18 protein-coding genes are annotated in these 21113 nt (G+C 42.0%); 4 read left to right on the top strand and 14 right to left on the bottom strand.

Annotated elements, in window-relative coordinates; all coding sequences use genetic code 11:
• Positions 1-29: 29 nt before the first annotated feature.
• From gltS to H0S56_RS06135, 7 genes are all read right to left on the bottom strand, one after another.
• A complete protein-coding gene (gene gltS / locus H0S56_RS06165; RefSeq protein ID WP_195725911.1) occupies positions 30-1253 on the bottom strand; it encodes a sodium/glutamate symporter in 1224 nt (407 codons plus the stop codon).
• A 124-nt stretch (positions 1254-1377) separates the two neighbouring features.
• A complete protein-coding gene (locus H0S56_RS06160; protein ID WP_195725910.1) occupies positions 1378-1599 on the bottom strand; it encodes a hypothetical protein in 222 nt (73 codons plus the stop codon).
• A gap of 115 nt (positions 1600-1714) precedes the next feature.
• Positions 1715-2446, bottom strand: a complete 732-nt coding sequence (locus tag H0S56_RS06155) for a hypothetical protein (protein ID WP_195725909.1) — start codon at positions 2444-2446, stop codon at positions 1715-1717.
• Positions 2447-2579: 133 nt separating this feature from the next.
• Complete coding sequence (locus H0S56_RS06150) at positions 2580-5219, bottom strand: bifunctional aconitate hydratase 2/2-methylisocitrate dehydratase (RefSeq protein WP_005252103.1); 2640 nt, start codon at positions 5217-5219, stop codon at positions 2580-2582.
• Between the two features lie 297 nt (positions 5220-5516).
• Complete coding sequence (locus H0S56_RS06145) at positions 5517-5786, bottom strand: hypothetical protein (protein WP_004645372.1); 270 nt, start codon at positions 5784-5786, stop codon at positions 5517-5519.
• A 207-nt stretch (positions 5787-5993) separates the two neighbouring features.
• Entirely contained in the window at positions 5994-6353 is a 360-nt protein-coding gene (locus H0S56_RS06140; RefSeq protein WP_195725908.1) for a hypothetical protein, read from the bottom strand.
• Positions 6354-6466: 113 nt separating this feature from the next.
• Complete coding sequence (locus H0S56_RS06135; protein ID WP_195725907.1) at positions 6467-6901, bottom strand: I78 family peptidase inhibitor; 435 nt, start codon at positions 6899-6901, stop codon at positions 6467-6469.
• A gap of 350 nt (positions 6902-7251) precedes the next feature.
• Here H0S56_RS06135 and xseA point away from each other — a divergent pair, with 350 nt between their 5' ends.
• Positions 7252-8523: an exodeoxyribonuclease VII large subunit gene (gene xseA / locus H0S56_RS06130; RefSeq protein ID WP_195725906.1), complete on the top strand. Its 1272-nt coding sequence runs from the start codon at positions 7252-7254 to the stop codon at positions 8521-8523.
• The gene (gene xseB / locus H0S56_RS06125; protein ID WP_005103445.1) at positions 8513-8707 is read left to right on the top strand and encodes an exodeoxyribonuclease VII small subunit; all 195 of its coding nucleotides are present in this window, start codon (positions 8513-8515) and stop codon (positions 8705-8707) included. Before xseA ends, xseB begins: the two co-directional genes overlap by 11 nt.
• 228 nt (positions 8708-8935) lie before the next feature.
• On the opposite strand, the gene H0S56_RS06120 is transcribed toward xseB, so the two are convergent.
• From H0S56_RS06120 to H0S56_RS06090, 7 genes are all read right to left on the bottom strand, one after another.
• Positions 8936-9136 carry a hypothetical protein gene (locus H0S56_RS06120; RefSeq protein WP_195725905.1) on the bottom strand — a complete coding sequence of 67 codons (201 nt, stop codon included), beginning with the start codon at positions 9134-9136 and terminating at the stop codon, positions 8936-8938.
• Positions 9137-9789: 653 nt separating this feature from the next.
• Positions 9790-10077, bottom strand: a complete 288-nt coding sequence (locus H0S56_RS06115; RefSeq protein ID WP_195725904.1) for a hypothetical protein — start codon at positions 10075-10077, stop codon at positions 9790-9792.
• Positions 10078-10237: 160 nt separating this feature from the next.
• A complete protein-coding gene (locus H0S56_RS06110; RefSeq protein WP_004645377.1) occupies positions 10238-10378 on the bottom strand; it encodes a hypothetical protein in 141 nt (46 codons plus the stop codon).
• Between the two features lie 157 nt (positions 10379-10535).
• Positions 10536-10805 (bottom strand): hypothetical protein, encoded by a 270-nt coding sequence (locus H0S56_RS06105; RefSeq protein WP_195725903.1) that lies wholly within the window; start codon positions 10803-10805, stop codon positions 10536-10538.
• A 308-nt stretch (positions 10806-11113) separates the two neighbouring features.
• A complete protein-coding gene (locus tag H0S56_RS06100; RefSeq protein ID WP_004278758.1) occupies positions 11114-11317 on the bottom strand; it encodes a hypothetical protein in 204 nt (67 codons plus the stop codon).
• Positions 11318-11641: 324 nt separating this feature from the next.
• On the bottom strand, positions 11642-16165 hold the full coding sequence (locus tag H0S56_RS06095) for a translocation/assembly module TamB domain-containing protein (RefSeq protein WP_195725902.1): 4524 nt from the start codon (positions 16163-16165) through the stop codon (positions 11642-11644).
• Positions 16166-16201: 36 nt separating this feature from the next.
• Entirely contained in the window at positions 16202-18958 is a 2757-nt protein-coding gene (locus tag H0S56_RS06090; protein ID WP_195725901.1) for an autotransporter assembly complex protein TamA, read from the bottom strand.
• Positions 18959-19132: 174 nt separating this feature from the next.
• Here H0S56_RS06090 and H0S56_RS06085 point away from each other — a divergent pair, with 174 nt between their 5' ends.
• Together H0S56_RS06085 and coq7 are read left to right on the top strand one after the other, a co-directional pair.
• A complete protein-coding gene (locus H0S56_RS06085) occupies positions 19133-20452 on the top strand; it encodes an MFS transporter (protein WP_195725900.1) in 1320 nt (439 codons plus the stop codon).
• Positions 20453-20455: 3 nt separating this feature from the next.
• Positions 20456-21091, top strand: coding sequence for a 2-polyprenyl-3-methyl-6-methoxy-1,4-benzoquinone monooxygenase (gene coq7, locus H0S56_RS06080; RefSeq protein ID WP_195725899.1), 636 nt, complete (start codon positions 20456-20458; stop codon positions 21089-21091).
• Positions 21092-21113: the final 22 nt, after the last annotated feature.

The following is a 21113-nucleotide window of genomic DNA, read 5'->3' as shown; positions in this document are numbered from 1 at the left end:
CATGTATGATTTTAAAAACGTATTAACATTTAGCCGAAAAATGCAATGATGCTTTGGATCACCACAGCATTCACAATATCAATAAAAAATGCACCACACAGCGGTACAATTAAAAAAGCTTTATGTGATGGACCATAGCTATTGGTCACCGCCTGAATATTGGCAATCGCTGTCGGTGTTGCCCCCATACCAAAACCACAATGCCCTGCCACTAATACTGCTGCATCGTAATTTTTGCCCATGATTCTAAAGGTCACAATTGCAGTAAATAAAATTAATACCGCTGTCTGCGCCAATAAAATGGTAATGAGCGGACCTGCCAAATCGGCCAGTAACCAGAGTTGCAGTGATAGTAAAGCCATAGATAAATACAGGGATAAAGACGCATTGCCAAATACATCGATTGCACGGTCGAAGATATCGACTTTCAGCACATGCTCCAAGACATTACGCACAATCACACCTGTGCCTAAAGCCCATACAAAAGTGGGCAATTCAAACCATCTTCCGTGACTGAAGTCTGTCATCTGATTGGCGACAAAAATACACAGGGCAAACATCCCCAAAGTCGACACGGCATTACTGGATGTAATCAATCGGGTTTTCTTTGGATATTCAAAGGGCGCAGTGTTGATGTGCGATTCGAGCTGCTGTTCATTGGTCTCTTGCGCTACTGTTTCAGCCAGTTGGTTGCGTTTAATCAGGAACTTGGCAACTGGACCGCCCACAAGTCCACCAATAATCAAGCCAAAGGTAGCACTTGCCATACCAAGGACAACTGCTCCCTGGATCGCATATTGAGTTTCCAGAACCTCGCCCCAGGCACCGGCGGTACCATGACCACCCGTTAAGGTGACGGAACCGACAATCAAGCCAATCAATGGATCAAGTCCAAGCGCTGTGGCTAAACTCATACCGACAGCATTTTGCACGACTACAAATAAAATGACACAGACCAAGAAGGTCAGGAGCGATTTTCCACCTTCTTTCAGTTTCAAAAAGTCTGCACTTAAGCCAACAGAAGTAAAGAACATCAGCATCAGGATGGTTTGAATTTGTGCGTCAAATGTGGCACTGATATTAAACAATTTATAGAGAATAAAGGCCGTAATCGCTGCGACTAAACCACCGATTACAGGTTCAGGTAAGTTATAGTTCCTAAAGAAGCTAATTTTACTAACAAGATACCGCCCAATAAAAAGAAAAAAAACAGCAATTACTAGAGTGCCAAAGGCATCTATTTCATAAGTCATAACATTCCCTATTAGCTTTATTTTCATACAGTTTTGGGAAAGAGAGATGAAAAATCAATCACAGAAATGTAATGCAAGTTATTGTTTCTAATAATTGTTTAATTTATAGCCTGAATAGACGCAATTAACGTGATGGAATATCATAAACCCAGTTGCGTGCTTGCTGATCTGTGGTGCTTTCACAGACATAATAATCATGATCCCAAGCGTCTGGATGGAAGATTTCCTTTTTGGTATAGATGACATTTTTGCCTTTTTCGACGCAGACAAAGCTGTCACCTTGGTCTTTGATTTGGCTTCCATTGAGAAAACCACCAATACAGAGGAATCGGGATTGTTTTGCCATTTGATTAGATCAACTTTTTAAATCATTTTTCAATGTGGCGATTAAACGCTGTATTGAGTTAGGTGTAAAGAGAGAAATATTAATGAGTACAAATTCATTTTAAATGATTAGTCCCTTATAAAGTTTTGGAAATATTCTTTTCATCATTCAAAATGTGATATGTCATCCCAAAGGACGGATTATATTTAAATGCTTCATTTAACTGCACCACAGGAATTTTCAAAATTTTTTTATGCTTCTTTCCAAATGAATCAACTATACAGATTTTTATTTTAGTGATTTTATTATGTACAACTGGCGACATCGCTCCCCAACTTTCTTGCTGCTCAAAATATACAACACCACTAATACCTTTTCCTACTTCTATATATTTTTCTACTTTGGCAGGAGAAAGCTTATTTAACTGAGTTAAAAATGGATATACCTTAATTTTATCACCAATTTTGACTTGAAAATCATCTAAAGCTATTACCTGCTCTTTTAGCCAAAACCAACCCAAGAAACGATATTTAAGCCAATTAAAACTAAAAGGGATTATATTCCAATGATAGCCTATCTGTATTTTTTCAATACTTGAAGATGCTGAACCAATGTTTGCAATCTTTAAATATATTGCAAATGCTGTTATATGTGCATCATGGCCATTAAATGTATTTCCAGTATTATAAGTACAACAGAAAGTTGGCCCATCTATAGTCCCTATTTTGAATTTTGGTCTTTTTCTCAAAGCACTAAAGATTCCTGAAACCCAACCTAATAACAATGTCAAAATAAAAATAGCTAGGCTTACCACTCCTTGATTATCATTCAACCATGAAACAAAATCATTAAAGTTTCCATATATCATAATATTTATCAAAAAATAAGGGCTGATTACTCAGCCCTTATCTTATACCGCTTATTGCCTAATTAACAAAGCAAATCATAGATTTGCTCTTGCGCTAGGGAAAAGCCTTTCGGCTTTTCTTGATCCTAGCTCATTAAGTCAACTGAGCAGCAGCAATTTTCTTAGTATCAACGTCTTTAGCAGCGTCAGTATATTCGCTCATCTTGTCGAAGCTTAAGTATTGATAGATGTCAGCTGACATGCTGTCAATTTGAGCTGCGTACTGTTGATATTCTTCTGGAGAAGGTAATTTACCCAATACAGCAGCAACAGAAGCAAGTTCAGCAGAAGCCAAGTAAACGTTAGCACCTTGACCTAGACGGTTCGGGAAGTTACGAGTAGAAGTTGATACACAAGTTGTGTTCGGAGCTACACGTGCTTGGTTACCCATACATAATGAACAACCTGGCATTTCAGTACGCGCGCCAGCTTTACCATAAATGTTATAGAAACCTTCTTCCATCAACTGATGTTCGTCCATACGCGTAGGTGGAGCAATCCACAAACGAGTTGACAATGCACCACCTGGAACTTTCTCTAACAATTTACCAGTCGCACGGAAGTGACCGATGTTCGTCATACAAGAACCAACGAATACTTCGTCAATTTTCGCGCCTTGAACATCAGAAAGAAGTTTTGCATCATCTGGATCGTTCGGGCAGCAAAGAATAGGTTCTTTGATATCTGCAAGATCGATTTCATACACTTTGGTGTATTCAGCATCAGCATCTGCTTTGATCAGGCTTGGGTTAGCCAACCATTTTTCCATGTTCTCAACACGACGAGCCATCGTACGCGCATCGCCATAACCTTCAGAAATCATCCACTTCAACATAGTGATGTTTGAACGAAGGTATTCAGCAACTTTCTCTTCAGAAAGTGTGATAGAACAACCTGCAGCAGAACGTTCAGCAGAAGCATCAGAAAGTTCGAACGCTTGCTCAACAGTCAGGTCAGTTTCCATTTCTGTTAAGTCGATCTCAAGGATACGACCAGAGAAGATGTTTTTCTTACCTTTCTTCTCTACAGTTAAGTCACCTTCCTTAATTGCGTAGTAAGGAATTGCATGTACAAGGTCACGTAGAGTGATACCAGGCTGCATTTTACCTTTGAACTTCACAAGTACAGATTCAGGCATGTCTAATGGCATAACACCAGTTGCTGCAGCGAACGCTACAAGACCAGAACCCGCCGGGAATGAAATACCGATTGGGAAACGAGTATGCGAGTCACCACCAGTACCAACAGTATCTGGAAGAAGCATACGGTTTAACCAAGAGTGGATAATACCGTCACCTGGGCGTAAAGACACACCACCACGGTTCATGATGAAATCAGGAAGCGAGTGTTGCATTTGAACGTCAACTGGCTTTGGATAAGCAGCTGTATGACAGAAAGATTGCATAACAAGGTCAGCAGAGAAACCTAGGCAAGCCAAGTCTTTCAATTCGTCACGCGTCATTGGACCTGTTGTATCTTGCGAACCAACAGTAGTCATCTTAGGTTCACAGTAAGTACCTGGAAGTACGCCTTGACCTTCAGGAAGACCACAAGCGCGACCCACCATCTTCTGAGCTTGAGTGAAACCTTTGCCAGTTGCAGCAGGTTGAACCGGAGTACGGAACATTGTAGATACTGGAAGACCTAAAGCTTCACGAGCCTTAGTCGTCAAACCACGACCAACGATCAGGTTAATACGACCGCCAGCACGTACTTCGTCTAGAAGAACTGGAGTTTTAAGTTCAGCTTCAGCGATTTGCGCGCCGTCTTTGAACGCAGTTACTTTAGCAGCAGCGTGATCGATCTTAAGAACGATTTCATCGCCCATGTTCATGTTGGCAACATCGATCTCGATCGGTAACGCACCAGCATCTTCCATCGTGTTGAAGAAAATTGGAGCGATTTTAGAACCTAGGCAGTAACCACCGTCTTTTTTGTTCGGGATGTGTGGAATGTCATCACCGAAGAACCAAAGTACAGAGTTAGTTGCAGATTTACGAGATGAACCTGTACCAACAACGTCACCCACGTAAGCAACCTGGTTGCCTTTCGCGATCAATTCTTTAATTTGGTTAAGTGGACCCACTTCACCAGGAACTTCTGGATTGATCCCGTCACGTACGTTTTTCAACATTGCATTTGCGTGCAATGGAATGTCTGGACGGCTCCAAGCGTCTTGTGCAGGTGACAAGTCGTCAGTGTTGGTCTCGCCAGTTACTTTGAAAACAGTCAGTTTGATTTCTTCAGGAACGTCTTTACGGCTAGTGAACCATTCAGCGTCAGCCCAAGACTGCATAACTGCTTGAGCATTTGCGTTACCAGCTTTTGCTTTATCAGCAACGTCATGGAATGCATCAAATACAAGAAGCGTTTTTTTCAATGCTTCAGCTGCAAGTTCAGCAAGCTCAGCATTGTCTAAAAGTTCAACTAAAGGCGCTACGTTATAACCACCAAGCATAGTACCTAGTAAGTAAACAGCACGTTCTTTAGAAACGAGTGGAGAGGTTGCTTCGCCTTTTGCCAATGCAGCTAAGAACGCAGCTTTTACATATGCAGCTTGGTCAACACCTGCTGGTACACGGTTTTCAAGCAAATCTACCAAGTATGCTTCTTCACCAGCTGGCGGGTTTTTTAGTAGTTCAACTAATGCAGCTGTTTGGGCATCGTCAAGTGGCTTCGGTGGGACTCCGAGTGCGGCACGTTCTTCAACGTGTTGGCGGTAAGCTTCTAGCACAGTGTTATTCCTCTTTTTTAAAAAATTACTTATGAATTCCTGCTTATTCCAAGCTTCATAAATAATATGGACTCCGAAATTTTACTAAATTTCCAGTTAAAAGTTAATGCAACTCAAGTGTTTCTTCGTGATGCTCGTTATTTTATAACTAAATGATGCTCTTAATGATTATTCCATAATCAGTTCCAGCTTACACCACACGAAACAAGCCCATGAATAGGCCCTTTTAACTGAATTTAATGCATAAAAAAGGCAACCCTGATGTTGCCTGATTTGAAGTTAAAAAGATACTCCACCTTAGTGTACAGTGGTCGAGTTTAAATACTGCTGATATGAGTCTCGGCAGCCTTGGAATTTCACCACGCATTCATCTTCATAGGTGCTACTGTGATTATTGCTGGCAAAGGAAATATCAACCTGATAAAGCTTTTTATCTTGTTCTAGTATCTTCTTTAAAACGACTTTGTCACCGACGCTGAGTACATAGCGACTGCCGCCAATAATGACTACACCCTCTTCATCTTCCAGCAGCAGATCAGAATGATGCAAATATCTTACGACTTCCATATTGTGCTACTCCTCGGTTAATTGGAGTTAAATTCATTATTCAATATAAAGATAAGTATTTCTATATTTTAGATTTAGAAATTGTCACAAAGTGTACATTTTGCTTAGGCTATTTTATTATTCAGTCTTTTGAAGATGCGTATGTTTAAATACATTTAATGGGAAATATTAGTTGGAAATTTTATCCAGATATAAAAAAACCGTCCTTTAGAACGGTTTGTAATCTGGTAATTCATCATGCGGTGTCGCAATACACTTTGCAGTAAATTCAGCGCGGACTTTTTCACGGGCTGCTTTTACATCAGCCTTAATCTCTTCGGCTGGAATTGCATAAACTTCATCAATAATATTCCGGATAAAACCTTTAGTGGTTTCGTCGTCGATCTTGTTAGCATGCTCGATTGCTTTTTCTTTCTCAATCGCATTCTGACGATCCAGCATAATGGTACGCGCCGCATTTCCGACACTTCGACAATAACCTTGCCACTGCTCTTCAGGGGTTAACGGTTTCTTCTCGGCACAACCGGCCAGCGCCAGCATAAACGATAAAGCCAATAACTTTTTCATGAATTTCTCCTTCCGAGGGGCAATATAAAAGATCGGGGAAGATTTGTCATTTCAAAATGCCAGTTGTATGGAATTAAAAAAAGCCCACTCATGGGCTTTTTCATTTTATGTGATTAACCGCATGAAGCTTGAATAATCTTTTTGCTTACAGGATCTACGGTGACAGTCACTCGTTCTTCACGATAATCCATCGTCACCGCTTGACCCGGTTCGACCATACGTACAATTTGTGCCTTGGTTTTCTGCTTGATTTGCGCTTCAGTCAAATTGGACTGACCGACCAATTCCGCTGCCTGATCAGCAATACATTTAGGTTGATTTATGTGCAGTAATTCCCACTCCTCGACCACCTGACCATTCTTTAAATGGCAATATCCGACCTGACCATTGCTTTCAGTACGAATTTCAAGCTTGCCACCCTGATTGACACAATAAGCGCTTGCAGGATTCGCTGAACCTATTTTAGGAGCTTCCGTCTTAGATTGCGGCGTGGTAGTACATGCGCTTAAAGCGACAGCCAGCAAACCGAACAGCATTGTTTTTTTCATGAGAGCCTATTCTTCTTTAATAATTCTTCACCAATTTAGCATATTTCCTTGTCCTCGCCAGACACAAGTCTGTGTACATTTTTAACTGTACTTTTTCATTAAAAAATGGAAATAAGACCTTTGGAAATTAAGGACTTCAACGCTATAACTTCTTTCAATGAACAAGAAAAACAGAAGAGAAGAACCTCTACAAAATACGAAAATTCCGGATGAATAGTCTGAACCAAGTAATTATGCACCTCAATAGCATTGCATTGTCATTACATCAATCAAATATGACTTCACTTTTAGATTTGTGATCTGTGCTGGATTGATTTAATATTTGATTGAATTTTAAACTTTCTATTGGCATGACAGACGATCCTCAACTCTCCCTCAAGGAATATCTTGCTACGGTTCAGGAAGTGGTCAAACTCACTTTCGATACACCAGTATGGGTCAAAGCCGAGATTCGTAATCTAAGTATTAAAGCTGGCCATTATTATCTGGAGCTGGCAGAAAAAGAAGTCGATAGTGATCAGGTCATTGCCAGTTGCCGAGCAACCATCTGGAAATTTAGTGCCCAGAAAATTGTCACGCGGTTTGAACGTGAAAGCGGGATTGAGCTGAGTCGTGATTTGAAAGTGCTGATTAAAGTCAAAGCTAATTTCGATCCGCAGTATGGTTTTTCTTTAAATATCGTTGAAATTGATTCAGGCTATACCTTAGGAGATATTGCCCGGCGTTATCAGCAGATTGTTGAGCGCTTGACGACTGAAGGACTGATTCAACGCAATAAAAACTTGCCCAGCCCTTTTGACCTGAACCGGATTCTGGTGATTGCTCCCGAAAATGCAGCAGGCCTCGGAGATTTCAAAAAAGATGCCGATGCACTACAGCGCGCGCAGGTGTGTGAGTTTATCTATCACAGTGCGACTTTTCAGGGAAATACTGCTCCGCAAAGTATTATGTACAGTCTGGCACAAGCGCTCAAACAATGGGCACAGACCTATAACACTGCACCGGATCTGATTGTGATTATACGAGGTGGTGGCGCAGTCAATGATCTGGCTTATTTGAATGATTATGATCTGGCTGCCCTGCTTTGCAAGCGTTCGGTGCCGGTCTGGGTCGGCATCGGGCATGAAAAAGACCGCACCATTCTGGATGAGATTGCGCATCGCTCCTTTGATACTCCGAGTAAAGTCATTGCAGGAATCCGCAATCATATCTTTGAACTGACCCAGGATGTGCTTAATTATCTACAGCGAATTCAGCGTTTATCCCAGCAACAGATTCAGGCTTATCAAAATCAGAATGATCAATTTTTGAAACTGATTCAAAGTCTGGCCAACAACCAGATTATGGATGCGCTGCAACGTCTGCAACAGGTCAAGGCCAATACTGCCAGTCTGGCCCAGCAGCATACCCAGCTGATTAATCAGCAGCTCGATGCCCTGATGCGGGAAACACTACTACAAAATCCTAAACATGTTTTATCCAAGGGTTATGCCATCGTGCGTCAGCAAGAACATGTGGTTGCATCTATTCAACAGATTCAGCCCAATGATCTGGTTGAAGTCGAATTACATGACGGCATTTTTTCAGCACAACTTATACAGGTACTTCCTCATGAATCATGATACTTTGAGCTTCCAACAAGGCTATGACATCTTGAAAAAGAATGCGGAATTGCTCGAATCTCAGCAAGAACCGGATATTGATAACTTGATGAAAATCGTGGAAGAATCCATGACTGCTTATAAAGCTTGCAAGGCACGTGTGGAAGCGGTTCAAACTGCGTTAAATGATACTTTTAAAGATTAATTATATGTCGTTTCAAATATTAGCTTAGGCTATTCTACTAGATTGAATTGACATAAAAGCTCTCATTAATGGGGGCTTTTTTATTAAGTGAAAAAATCAGTTCAATGAATATTTAAATTTTCTAGGTGGCTATTTTGATAAATCCGCTCAATTCTAAATGGGAAATATTGTATTTTCATTCTCATCCACCAGACGATAAAAAAGCCCAATATTAAATTGGGCTTTTTATTACTCATCTATTTCTATAGGATCACCGTCTTCAGGGCGAATATGACGCGTCCCATCATCTGCAGGATCAATACTTGAACCATCTTTGGTAATAGCATTGTACATTTCATCCTCTTTCTTATCATCGATAAATTCTTCATCTTCGAAATCTTGAGGTTCACTATCATCGTCAAAGTTCAAAGGCTTTTCTTCATCTATCATGGCGATCCATCTCTTATTTAACCAATAAAATATCATGCTCAAATATTTGAAAGATTCATTCAATAGTCAACGATGATCATTTGTGTAACTGAATAAACACAATAGGAATTGGAACTTTACTTTTCCATAGATAAAAAAATGCCTCCTTAGGGAAGGAGGCTGAAATTGGAAAGAAACTACAGCGATAGAATCTATTCATACATTATATATAAACTTATAATTTATACATTAGCATAATATTACATTAATTTTTCAATTAAAAAGCCCGCTTACTCTTTCAAATAAGCGGGCTAGTGCTGTAGTCATTTTCTTCGTATTATTTGCGTTTTCTTGTTTTCGCAAAATGACTATAGCACTGTGAATTTATCAATAAAGTATAGGGAGTATTAATAAACTGTTCTCTTACATTCGCTTTAAGTTACTTTTCGTTCAATAAGCTATACATATTAAAAAAGCCCATCTTTCGATGAGCCTTCCCCTTTATCACTTTTGCGCTGATTTAGGTATGTTGTCAAAGTGAGCAACGACTAGAGAATACGCAAGCTATTGATAGAAATATATAAATAGACCATTAACATATAAAATAACTATGATTGTATAAAAAATAACTATGCTTGTTAAATTGATTGACGATTTTAACCTTCAACGACACTTTATAACTGACTTAATTTGCTAGACATATAAGTTAAAAATAACGTTTTATCATGAAAATCAGGCATTTCAAACACCCAAAAAATGTAATTTTTAGATCTTAATTTAAGTTTTACATTCACGGCCTTTACCTGAATTATTGCATCCTCATGCTGCATTTCCGCGAATAACTCTAAAATCAGGGCAAAGAATCTGAGTTTGTTGACTGTGTTGTATTTTGTTGGTTTATATATTCTCAAGGCTTCAGAATATATAAGCTCGCACCATCCATTTACCTCTTCATCATCCATTAGCTCTCATTTAATTATTTAAAATAGATTACGAAGTAGGTTTATAACATGGTGGCTATAATTAAACTGCTTTTAATCTGAATATTAAAATTATACGTTTTTAGAAAATAAAAAAGCCCATCATCCGATGGGCTTTTTTGGGGGAAATATATCGTGAAGACTAAGCTGCAAATTCTTGCAGTACAAATCGTTTTACACTTTCATCAAAGTCAGGTTTTGAAAGAGCAAGCTTGCCATTTTTCATAGTTTTATAACAATAACTCGCTGCTACTCCCATACCAACCAAAGTCAACAACTTCATTGCTCACCTCTTTACTGGGAAGATTTGAATACAAAGTTATCATTCAAATTTGTAGTTTTCCAGCTCAGTTTCGATTGTTTTCTGTACTACATGTTAATGAATGTATGAATAATAAATGAAAACCTGCCGTATGATGCGTTTGCTTAAAGTCTTTCAACTAGTGGTTAATTTGCGTATCTATCCAGTTAAGGAAATTTTCCTTATTACTGAATTCTGGCATAGACCCTAAATTTATAGTTTCTTTAGCACCAAATTTTCCAGCGACAGTATTCGGTGTTTGAACTCTGAAATCCAAAGGATCACTTTCATGTAGAGTTCTAAAATATTCTACCGCTTTATCAAATTCACTTTTATCCTTAAAACCTGGTCGTTCCTTTAAAAAGTCATAAACTTGTTCTAGAGCTGATAGATAATTATTTTTAGGCATTCTGTTTTCTCTAAAATGATGAGTTTTATGATGAAGACCTATTTTGAATGAATAATGATAAGAATATTCCCTTATTTCTTAGAGTTTATGTAAATTATGATGATTTGAGAGTTAAAGCCAAATTCTGGAGTAAGCTGATAAAAAATGAGCGTAAACATACACTCATTTTTACTACATTTTCTGATGCATGCTTAACTGACCCGCATTGCTTTAAAATAAGGTCTATTTTATTGAACAAAGTGCAAATGCCGGCTGCTCTATCAGCAAAGATCAGATGCACTTTAAATGCGCCAGTTTAAGGTTCAAGCCTAATTAACGCTATGAATATCAAGTTCATCATTGGTGGTCAATACAACAGAAGCCAAAATTGGTATGCCCAAAATGAAAGGTACAGCGAAAATCCATAGAACTACAGTTACATCCGGTTTAAAGAAAAATTGAATGGCTAATGCAGTCAAAATGAGTACAGAAAATAAAATCGCAGCAAAACGGATGATAAATTTAGTCGACATGCGAGGATGCTCTTATGCGTGAAATCGTATTTTCAATATACACCTATTTTTATTATGGGTTTATTGATTTTCAGTCTGTTATTGCATGTTTTAATTGATTTTCTATATGTGATAACTGAATTATACGACGATCAGTTTTCTTCACCCTGAAGTCTCATCCTAAATTCTTTCTCTACTCGTGATTTCATTGTCGTATATATAGAGAGATTGAATTCAGACATTAACGCTTCTGCTGATCCATAAATCAATCTACTGTATGACCAATAAAATCTGTGTGCTATCTCAAATTAAAAAAGCCCTAAAATTAGGGCTTTTTTAATGAGATTAGAATCGCCAATTATAAAACAAGTCAATCGCACGTTCTAAAGACTGACTCGCTTCCAGATACAGACGCTGATTTACCTGATAACGTAAAGTCAGCTTATTCACTGGTGTGAATACCCCGACCCCATAGCGCAGATATAAATCAGGCGTAATATAACCGGTCACAGAAACCTGGGTATCATCTCCTGTACCTTGGGCATCCAGAGCTAGACCAGTTAAGCCAAAACTGCGCCCGATCTGGTTGGTCAGTGCGCGGGTGCTACCCAAGCCCAAACTAATCCCCGCAGCAGCGATCGTATTATTCACATCGGACCTAAATCCTTCAGCCTGGCTTAAACCAGATACACCCTCATTAACACGACCGGTAATCAAGGCATTCAGGGCTTCCTGTTCTGACAGGCCCGCATCATTATAAATCTGAATACTTGGACTCGATGCAGTCCCTGTTACCCGTACCCCGACTGTACTACCCTGAACCGATTTATTGGCATCAATGTCCAGTGTCGGATTGGTAAGTTCACCATTAAAACGCGCGATAGCACGATTCAAGTCCAGACTTTGGCCATAGGCTTCGATTTTCACCCGCTGTGATACCCCGATTGCACCATTGGCACGCATTGCAGTTTCCAGACCACGCTGTGACAGATTGACTCGACCCAAGAGTGGAATACGACTGTCAAAGCCCTGGAAAATCACCTGATTGCCTAAAGAAACAGCAACATCTGCCCGGATATCCCAAGGACGTGCAGACTTCAAGATCGCCAGCTGATCATCACCTTCATGTACGACACGTACATCTGAAGATAAACCGACTACAGGTTCTGAGGCTTCAGGCATTGAAATCAGCGCACGCGGTACATCGACTGTGCCACTTAGACTCAGTTTTTTATTAAATGGATACATGTCCAAAGTCAAATCAGGTGTCACTACAGCGGTAATTAATGGAGCCTGACGAATCAGCAGATTGTCACCTTGCAATTTTAACTGCACCCGCGGATCACCTTTCCAGTCCACAGAACCGGTTAATTTTCCTACACCACGGCCACTGTTAAATGCGCCATTGATGCTAGCCGAATTCTGACGTATGGATGAATAGAGCTGTACATTGGTCAAGTTCACCGGCAGAGAAATCATGCTAATCGATGCATCTTTGATCCGAACCTCACCTTCAAGCAAAGGATCCGTTAAAGTTCCGCTAATTTTTCCGGCATAAGATAAAATCCCGTCCAGATTACGGATGTCCTGAATAAATGGCTTAAAGACCTTGAGCTGTACCTGGTTAAAGGCAATTTCGCCACGCATCGGTTTACTGTCACGATAAGGATCAATGATGACATTGGCATAGCCGGTTCCAATATCCGGTGTTTTAACATCCAGCCGAAGTTGCAAGCCATCTGCCACACTTTTTGCTACCAGACCGACTTCATCATATTTGAGTGTAGAACCCAAATAATCTGGATCTTCAGAAGATAAACCCACCACACCATTACGCGTCACCAGACGCGCGTCAATTTTAGGTTTGGCACCTTGCGCCCAGGCTGCCTTGGCATAACCATTGACTTTACCTGTCAACGCCAATCCATCAGGCAGGAATGCACTGAAGTCTTCCAGATCAAGGTTTTGGGTAATAAAAGAGGCACTGCCACGGTTTTTGTTGACCCGAATCGGCTGATCAAAACACAACTGGCTTTGCTGACTCATCCAGCAATGAGCACCGATGAACAGATCCGATTGAGCACTGTTATAAATCACTGCTGCATTTTGACGCTGTACCAGACGGGCACGTAAAGAGTCGAAATCACCTTTTTGAATCTGACCCAGCCAGTTATTTTGCGCATTAAAGCCACCGGCGAGCTGTACAAAGAATTTTGACAGGCGGTTTTCTGCCTGAACTTTAAGAATGTGTGCAGCCCGGGTACCGGCCAGTGATATCTCACCGCGTACAATCTCGCGTGAACCGCTACGCAGGCGATCCATTGTCGCGGTTAATAAAGTTGGTGTGCTTTGCGATGTTGGCAACTGTCCGCGAACACGAACTTTCTGCACGCTAAACAGGTTTTTAAAGGCAAAATTATCAATCGAAAGGTTTGCCGAAGCCTGCAAACGTGGCTGCGCCTGCACATTGATATAGCCCTGCGCACGACCTCTTAAGCCCGGATATAACTCATACAATGCTGGTGCGTTGACTTTGAGTTGCAGATTTTGCGCATTGCCAGTGGCCTGAATCTGGTTGCTGGCATAAGACAGGAACAGGTTATTGGCTTCAAACTGCTCTGGGACAAAACCACGCTGATTTGAATTAATAACGACTGATAAATTACCTGTACCTCGTACCGGCTTGTTATTTAACATACCGGCCAGATTCAAACGCTGGATCTGAATGCGTTTTAAGGCATCTGACCAAACCCCTTGGGTTTTTACATTGCCCGACAACTCGCCTTTCAGGTTGGCATTAAAATATTGCGGCTTAAAGCGGATTAATGAAGCGTTAATATCCCAGCCAATACCATTTGCCAGATTCACCAGACCATTGGCATTAATCTTGCCAGCGATACCATCATGACGCAATTCATTGACTCTCAATACTTCTGGTGTACCTGAAACACGCAGTTTCAGGATTCCCTGACTGGCTTGCAACTGACTGGCATTTAAAGCTCCATCATAATTGACTGCATAGCCTCTAAAACCACCGCCGGCTTTTTCATTATGGAATAATAAGGCAATGGTACTGTTACCGATCAGACGTACTGTTTCGTTCTGTTCTGCCAGGCGCCCAGTCAGGTCTACATTAGACAGTTTAATAATCTGCTGATTGGGTTGTGCATAGCCATTTGCCTTGATCTGACCATTTAAACGGTCTATCGGTGAAGCTGCAGCCAGACTTCGGGTATTTAAGTCTTTGGCGTTTAATAATGCAGTCCATTTCAACTGGCGTTTTTCTTGTGGCAGTTCAATTCGCGCATGACCGCTTAAGCTACCTGCCTGTGCATTGGCGCTGTAATTGAAGCTTGGGACATTCAGGATATTTTTGTTCAGATTGAGCTTGGCTTGGTACATGCCTGCAGGTAGAAGTCCTTCTTCATGCTGCTCGACTTTAGTCGCCACATGAATATTCTGCTGACCTTCGACCAATGCCAATTTGACATCGCCAGACTCACTGCTGAGCCAGCCCACATAAGGTACGGCGCGATCAATATTTTTCCAGGCAACATCTAACAGCATCGGTTGTACTTTATTGCCTTTGACCGGGTTTTGATCCAGCTTCAGATTCCAGCTTTCATAACGGTCGAAATCAACCAGCCCGGTAAGGTGCAAGCCATTTTCCAGGTTACCCGCAGAAGCAATATTCGCATCCAGACTTGGCGGCAAGAAATCTTGTACGACTTGCGGAATGCGCTCGTGCTTGGGATCAATCCCGTTCAAACGCCCAGCCAGATCCCAGCTGACCCGGTCTTTCCAGCCTACTGTCCCGGCAAGGCTAACTGCACCTTTCATCAACTGACCATTCAGATCGGTAATATTCAGCTGATTGACCAGATCGGTATACATCACCGCACTATACTGACCTTGCGGAATATTTTCCCCAATCAGGTCAGTCTGGACATTCAGATCTAGACGTTGGATATCACCATTGAACTCGGCAATGCCGTCTTTGGTAAACAGTTTCTGTTCGGCTAGAATAGGCCAGTGATAATCCTTGAACTTCAACTCGCCGCGCATCGGTACCTGAGGGCGCATAGGATGTACAATAACCCAACCGGTTAATAAATCAGGCGTATTGGTCGCTACGCCAGCCTGAATCGTGTCCAGTGTTCCACGTGCCCGAACCTGAATATCATGAATATTCAAGCTGTCTCTTAAAGAAGGCAGATTGACGATTGCGCGGGCATCCAGTGGATATTTGCCTTCAAACTGCATTTTACCCGTCGCTTCACGCACCGAGAGATAGCCCATATCCATTCGGGAATCTTCAAAATTTAATTCGGTGCCAGACCAGAGCGCCTCATTTAATTCAATATTATAAAAATCGACTGCATTGGTCTGGGTTTTAATCACCAGATGATCGAGTAAGAGATGATCAACGCGCAAGATAAAAGGTAAACGGATAGCATTAAACTTGAACGGTTCGCCTGTTGAAGGTTGCTTGTTAATAATTTGCAGATTGAGGACATCGGCTTCAGTCAGATGAATTTCTTTTTTGACAATCGCGCGCCAACCCAGCTTGACATCAGCACGATCAATTTTGACATCGACCGGTTTCAGGCTGACCAGCACATTTTTAAGAATAATTCCACGCCATAAATTTCCGCCTTCATATTCATAATGAATAATTTGCTGGCGTTGTAATACCTGATCTAGCAGGAACTTACTGCCCTGATTGGTCGAAAACAGCAGCGCCAGCACAGAGAGCAGGAAAATGAGTGAGAAAAGTACCGACAATAGGATACTTCTCAATATACGGCGCTTTTTCGGCACAACGCTATCTTGTGGTTGTTGTTCTGGCTGTGGTTGGTTCTCGACCATGATGTACCCAAATAACTATTTTTAAAAAATGATGTTTTATAACTGCGAACCAATAAAGAAATGCAGACGAATTGGGTGATTGTCATCAGACAATCCAGTCGCCACATCGATACGAATCGGTCCAATCGGTGAGGCCCAACGTATCCCCACACCCGCACCATATTCGGTCGGATTACTGAACTCTTTATTATAAGCATTTCCGGCATCTGCAAAAACCGCAGCACGCCAGCCTTCCCTAAACTGATAGTTATACTCTAAGGAAGCAACCCCTAAGGCCTGACCACCGACTTTAAAGCCTTCGATTTCCGGAGAAAGACTCTTGTAATCAAAACCACGAATGCTCTGGTCACCACCGGTGAAATATCTCAGGTTATACGGCACTTTGGCAAAATCTTCAGTGAAGATATAACCGGCATCGGCACGTCCAACAAACTGATGATCTGCATTTTCACCCAATGAATAGATAAAACGCCAGCCTGCATTTACAATCGCCATATCTGCATCAGACAATAACGCCTCACTACCCAGCTCGACTTTGTAGGTCTGCTTGAAACCCTTGGTCGGATTGACCCGACGATCGGTATCGGTACGTGAAACTTCATAACCGACCAGTAACGACTGCTGTTCATCTTCGGTATTAAAGCGAAACGCTTCCGGAATCTGGTTAAAATCAACAGAACCATTCTGCTTCAAGCGATCCAGACGGTAACGCGCTCCAAAAGTACGCTGCCAGTTACCCAGCGGGTTTTTAATAATCCGGTCTACACCCAGCACTGCCGATTCAATTTGCAGACCTTCGCCTTGAGCCACGCCATCACGTTCTTCGCGCTCATAACCACCGACAATACTGACATAATCATTCAGCGGATGGTGATAAGGAATGTTATAACGACCATCAATGGACTGCCGGATACCGGACAACTCGAGGTTGGCATCAAAAGAATGTCCGCGCTTATTTACAATGGCGCGGCGGTACTGACCACGTAGGCGTATATCGGTATCTGTTCCATAACCCAGACCCAGTTCAGCACTGTTTAAACGGTCTGCATTTAAAGTCACAATCACTGGAACTTTCTTCTCTTCCCGCGCTTGTGCCTTTAAACGCTCCTGCTCATTTTCTTTGGTCTGCTGCTCGACCCGCAAGCTTCTTAAATTTGGATTTTCCTGATCGCGGCTACCGGCAAACTGGTCTTCATCGACGACATTTTGAGTGACTTCTTTAGCAGATGCCACTGAGCGATCAGGCTGTGTCGCAGTCGCCTGATCTTCAGAAAGTTTCTGCTCTTCTATCAGGCTTTGAATATCCGGTGCCAGCTCCAGCTCCCTGTCAACAGGATCAGGGCGAATCGCATCCACCAGGGTATAGTTAAAATAGCGCGAGTTGGTCAGGTTATTGGCCAGGCTATTGACCCGCCAGAAGGTATAATCTGCACCATCTGTCCAGGTGACCAGACTTTCCAGTACGTCTCGGTCCAGCGGGAATTCCTTTTCAGGATCACTCATTCTAAACTCGACATTGCCCAGCTTGTAACGCTCGCCTGTCTCGAAACGTAAATTTACATCGGCGGTATTTTGTGGCTGTGCAATCTTGACATCATGCAAGCGCCAGTATGAATCAAAATAACCGTTGTTATTGGCGGCAGTATTAATCCGTTGTTTGGTCTGTTCATAATTGCCGTGATTGAAAATATCGCCTTCTTCCTGCTCAGGCAAAAGACTGATGACCTGGAATTGTGGCTGTTCCGCCCCCTCTCCAGTAAATTCAATATTTTGAGTACTGATCAAGACAGGTTCATTCGGTGTCACAAAAACCCGGACCCGACTGTCATAGAGCTTTTCAAACCTGAACTGGGCATTATAATAACCCACCGCCTGCGCTGCCTGTCTGGACAAGGTACGTAATTGCGGCAAAGCTGAATTAAAGTCGCCAAAAGACTCCTGAGTAAAACTGGATAATTTGGCTTTGACATTATTTCTTAAATTCACATAGCCTTCAGGCACATCTTTACGGTTCAGCATACCGTTGCTTTGCGCAATACCTTCGCCGTTCATAATCACCACATCCGCACTAATTCGCGGAACTCTCGCGGTCATGATCTGACGTGGCGGACGGATTTTATAAAATAGTCGTTTAAAAATATTGGGACGTTTCTCATCTTCAGCAACAAGTGGCCCCGTTACTTCTGGCAAAGTCATGCCGGCTTCATTATTTTGTACAATAATCTGGCTGTCTGCCTGAATTGATTGCATCAACTGATCGACATTAACCGGCGCCTGATTGATTTCCAGCAGCTCTTGCTGGCTGATGTCCGCCACCACCGTTTCGCTGGTCTGAGTATTACGATAGTTTTGTGCTTCCTGTTTGGCTTGCTCGGCTACCTGGTAAATTTCATTGGCCATGTTCTGATCAATAGTCTGTACTGGCAGATCTTCCAGATCATCAAACTCGATCGGCGTAAATTCACCCAGACCAGATACTGCATTTTGCTGTTGTTCCAGCATCAACATGCTGTCAACTGGTACCTCCGGTTCCAAGGCTTCTTCAATTTTTTCTTCTGCTTCCGTTTCGGACGTGGCCACCCCCTGACGAATCGCTTCTTTGGAAAGCTCGTCCACCATTTCTGCCTGAGAAATGGCCACGGGTGTTTCGGGCTGTTCGGTTTGTGCCATGCTCTGATGGGATAACATCATAAAAAAAATGCTCATACACAGCTGTGCCCCACTCTGAAGTGGTATAAGCGACCCCATACTGCGATGAAGCATCGTTTTTTTAAATTTTTTCTTTGCAGGCATGGCAAACTCGAAACGAATACATTCTTTAATTGATTATTTGACCGAAAAATATAAGCTAAGAAGCTTAATTAATTGGTTTTTACCTTTACATGGCTGAAAGTATCTTACATGATTTTTCTCAATGTTTACGCATAACTGACATTTCTTAATAAAACTTAATGTAGCACGGCCTATATGAACAAAAATGAACATTTGTTAGCTTCTCGGCGTTTTTTACCGATGTTTCTGACGCAGTTTTTTGGTGCATTAAACGATAATGTATTTAAACAGGCATTGCTGCTGGTGATCACTTATGGCTGGATTCAACAGCAATCCGCCAGCATCAGTACCTTGAATAATCTGGCGGCTTTACTGTTTATCTTGCCCTATTTTATTTTTTCAGCCACGGCCGGTCAGATTGCCGACAAATACGAACGTTCACAGCTAATTCGCTATCTTAAGCTTCTGGAAATTGCCATTATGTTGCTGGGAACTGTCGGTTTCCTCATGGGTAATTTATGGATTCTGTTATTTGCCCTGTTCCTGATGGGCACCCATTCCACTTTCTTTGGCCCGATCAAATATGCGATTTTACCTGAAGTGCTGAAACCAAATGAACTGATGTCCGGCAATGCCCTGTTTCAGTCCGGAACTTCTCTGGCAATCCTATTCGGTATGATTCTGGGCGGTGCAGTCATTGCAGCTTCCGCCGGCAACCTGATCTGGATCGGTTTAACCGTCATCAGCATCGCCTTGATTGGTTATATATCCAGTCACTATATCCTGAAACAAAGTATTCCCGCGCCTGAGCTGCAAGTTGACTGGAATTTCTTCCGCACCAGCTTGCAGACCTTGAAATATGCCAAAAGCTTACCTCTGATTTTTACCATTTTACTGGGCAACTCATGGTACTGGTTTTATGGTGCAACCTATCTGACTCAGATTCCACAGCTGACACTACAAAATCTGCATGCCTCGGAAAATGTCGCCAGTCTGTTGCTAACTTTCTTTTCTGTCGGAATCGGACTAGGTTCTTTCCTGTGCCGTAAAATTGGCGGCAGCCAGGTCAATATTAAAATGGTGCCTTTTGGTGCAATCGGTCTTGTGATCTTTGCCCTGTATCTGGCCGCGAGTCTGGCTTTTGTTCCGGAACGTACAGGTGCATTAATCGGTCTAGCAGAAGTTTTTCAGCAGGGCTGGAGCTATTATCATGTGATGCTAGCAGTGACCTTACTCGGGGTGAGTGGCGGTTTTTATATTGTACCGCTGTATGCCATGATGCAGGCGCATTCTCCTCGCTCACATCGTGCGCGTGTGGTTGCAGCAAATAACATTCTGAATGCCGTTTTCATGGTATCTTCTGCTATATTCTCGATTATTATTTTGAGTGTTTTAGAGCTTGATCTTAAAATACTTTTTTGTATTACCGCAGTATTAAGTGGCCTGTTTACCCTATGGCTACTTTACCGTCTAAAACCGATGATCAAAATTGCACAAGCGCCCTTGGAGGATTAATTCATGCGTCAATATACAGGTCTCGATAAACTGATTCATTCTTTTGACCAGGCATTACGCAGTCTAGTCCCGGGCACGACTTCAGCTCAACGTGAAAATCCAGCCCAGCCAGTAGAAACGCAGTTAACGGTCAGTGATGCACGTCATGTGGCAGGTTTAATGCGGGTCAATCATAGTGGTGAAGTATGTGCACAGGCGCTGTACCATGGTCAGGCCATGACGGCGAAACTCCCGAATGTGCGTCGCGAAATGGAACAGGCAGCGATTGAAGAACAGGATCATCTGGCTTGGTGTGAAGACCGCTTAAAAGAACTGGATAGCCATACCAGTCTGCTCAATCCGGTCTGGTACGGTCTTTCCTTCGGTATGGGCGCGATTGCCGGAATTGCAGGCGATAAATACAGCCTGGGTTTTGTGGCTGAAACAGAACGTCAGGTCAGCATGCATTTGCAACACCATATTAGTCAGCTGCCACCGCAGGATGAACGTTCTCGTCGTATTCTAGAACAGATGAACGAAGATGAACTGCATCATCGGGATACAGCGTTAAACGCTGGCGGTGTAGATTTACCCGTTCCAGTCAAGGTCGCCATGACCAGCATTTCCAAATTGATGACTAAAACCAGCTATTTTATTTAAATTACACTATTTTAATTTTCGC

Origin of the sequence: Acinetobacter lwoffii (assembly GCF_015602705.1) — a bacterium.
In the GTDB taxonomy this organism is placed as follows: domain Bacteria; phylum Pseudomonadota; class Gammaproteobacteria; order Pseudomonadales; family Moraxellaceae; genus Acinetobacter; species Acinetobacter lwoffii_E.
The sequence above is the reverse complement of the archived record's forward strand: the minus strand, read 5'-3'. Positions and strand labels throughout refer to the sequence as shown.

What these genes read in the sequence shown, in the direction of transcription:
- H0S56_RS06135 (WP_195725907.1), bottom strand. Translation starts at nt 6,901, where the DNA reads ATGAAAAAAACAATGCTGTTCGGTTTGCTGGCTGTCGCTTTAAGCGCA.
- H0S56_RS06120 (WP_195725905.1), bottom strand. Translation starts at nt 9,136, where the DNA reads ATGATAGATGAAGAAAAGCCTTTGAACTTTGACGATGATAGTGAACCT.
- H0S56_RS06115 (WP_195725904.1), bottom strand. Translation starts at nt 10,077, where the DNA reads ATGGATGATGAAGAGGTAAATGGATGGTGCGAGCTTATATATTCTGAA.
- H0S56_RS06110 (WP_004645377.1), bottom strand. Translation starts at nt 10,378, where the DNA reads ATGAAGTTGTTGACTTTGGTTGGTATGGGAGTAGCAGCGAGTTATTGT.
- xseA (WP_195725906.1), top strand. Translation starts at nt 7,252, where the DNA reads ATGACAGACGATCCTCAACTCTCCCTCAAGGAATATCTTGCTACGGTT.
- H0S56_RS06090 (WP_195725901.1), bottom strand. Translation starts at nt 18,958, where the DNA reads ATGCCTGCAAAGAAAAAATTTAAAAAAACGATGCTTCATCGCAGTATG.
- H0S56_RS06160 (WP_195725910.1), bottom strand. Translation starts at nt 1,599, where the DNA reads ATGGCAAAACAATCCCGATTCCTCTGTATTGGTGGTTTTCTCAATGGA.
- H0S56_RS06095 (WP_195725902.1), bottom strand. Translation starts at nt 16,165, where the DNA reads ATGGTCGAGAACCAACCACAGCCAGAACAACAACCACAAGATAGCGTT.
- H0S56_RS06105 (WP_195725903.1), bottom strand. Translation starts at nt 10,805, where the DNA reads ATGCCTAAAAATAATTATCTATCAGCTCTAGAACAAGTTTATGACTTT.
- xseB (WP_005103445.1), top strand. Translation starts at nt 8,513, where the DNA reads ATGAATCATGATACTTTGAGCTTCCAACAAGGCTATGACATCTTGAAA.
- gltS (WP_195725911.1), bottom strand. Translation starts at nt 1,253, where the DNA reads ATGACTTATGAAATAGATGCCTTTGGCACTCTAGTAATTGCTGTTTTT.
- H0S56_RS06085 (WP_195725900.1), top strand. Translation starts at nt 19,133, where the DNA reads ATGAACAAAAATGAACATTTGTTAGCTTCTCGGCGTTTTTTACCGATG.
- H0S56_RS06155 (WP_195725909.1), bottom strand. Translation starts at nt 2,446, where the DNA reads ATGATATATGGAAACTTTAATGATTTTGTTTCATGGTTGAATGATAAT.
- H0S56_RS06100 (WP_004278758.1), bottom strand. Translation starts at nt 11,317, where the DNA reads ATGTCGACTAAATTTATCATCCGTTTTGCTGCGATTTTATTTTCTGTA.
- coq7 (WP_195725899.1), top strand. Translation starts at nt 20,456, where the DNA reads ATGCGTCAATATACAGGTCTCGATAAACTGATTCATTCTTTTGACCAG.
- H0S56_RS06140 (WP_195725908.1), bottom strand. Translation starts at nt 6,353, where the DNA reads ATGAAAAAGTTATTGGCTTTATCGTTTATGCTGGCGCTGGCCGGTTGT.
- H0S56_RS06145 (WP_004645372.1), bottom strand. Translation starts at nt 5,786, where the DNA reads ATGGAAGTCGTAAGATATTTGCATCATTCTGATCTGCTGCTGGAAGAT.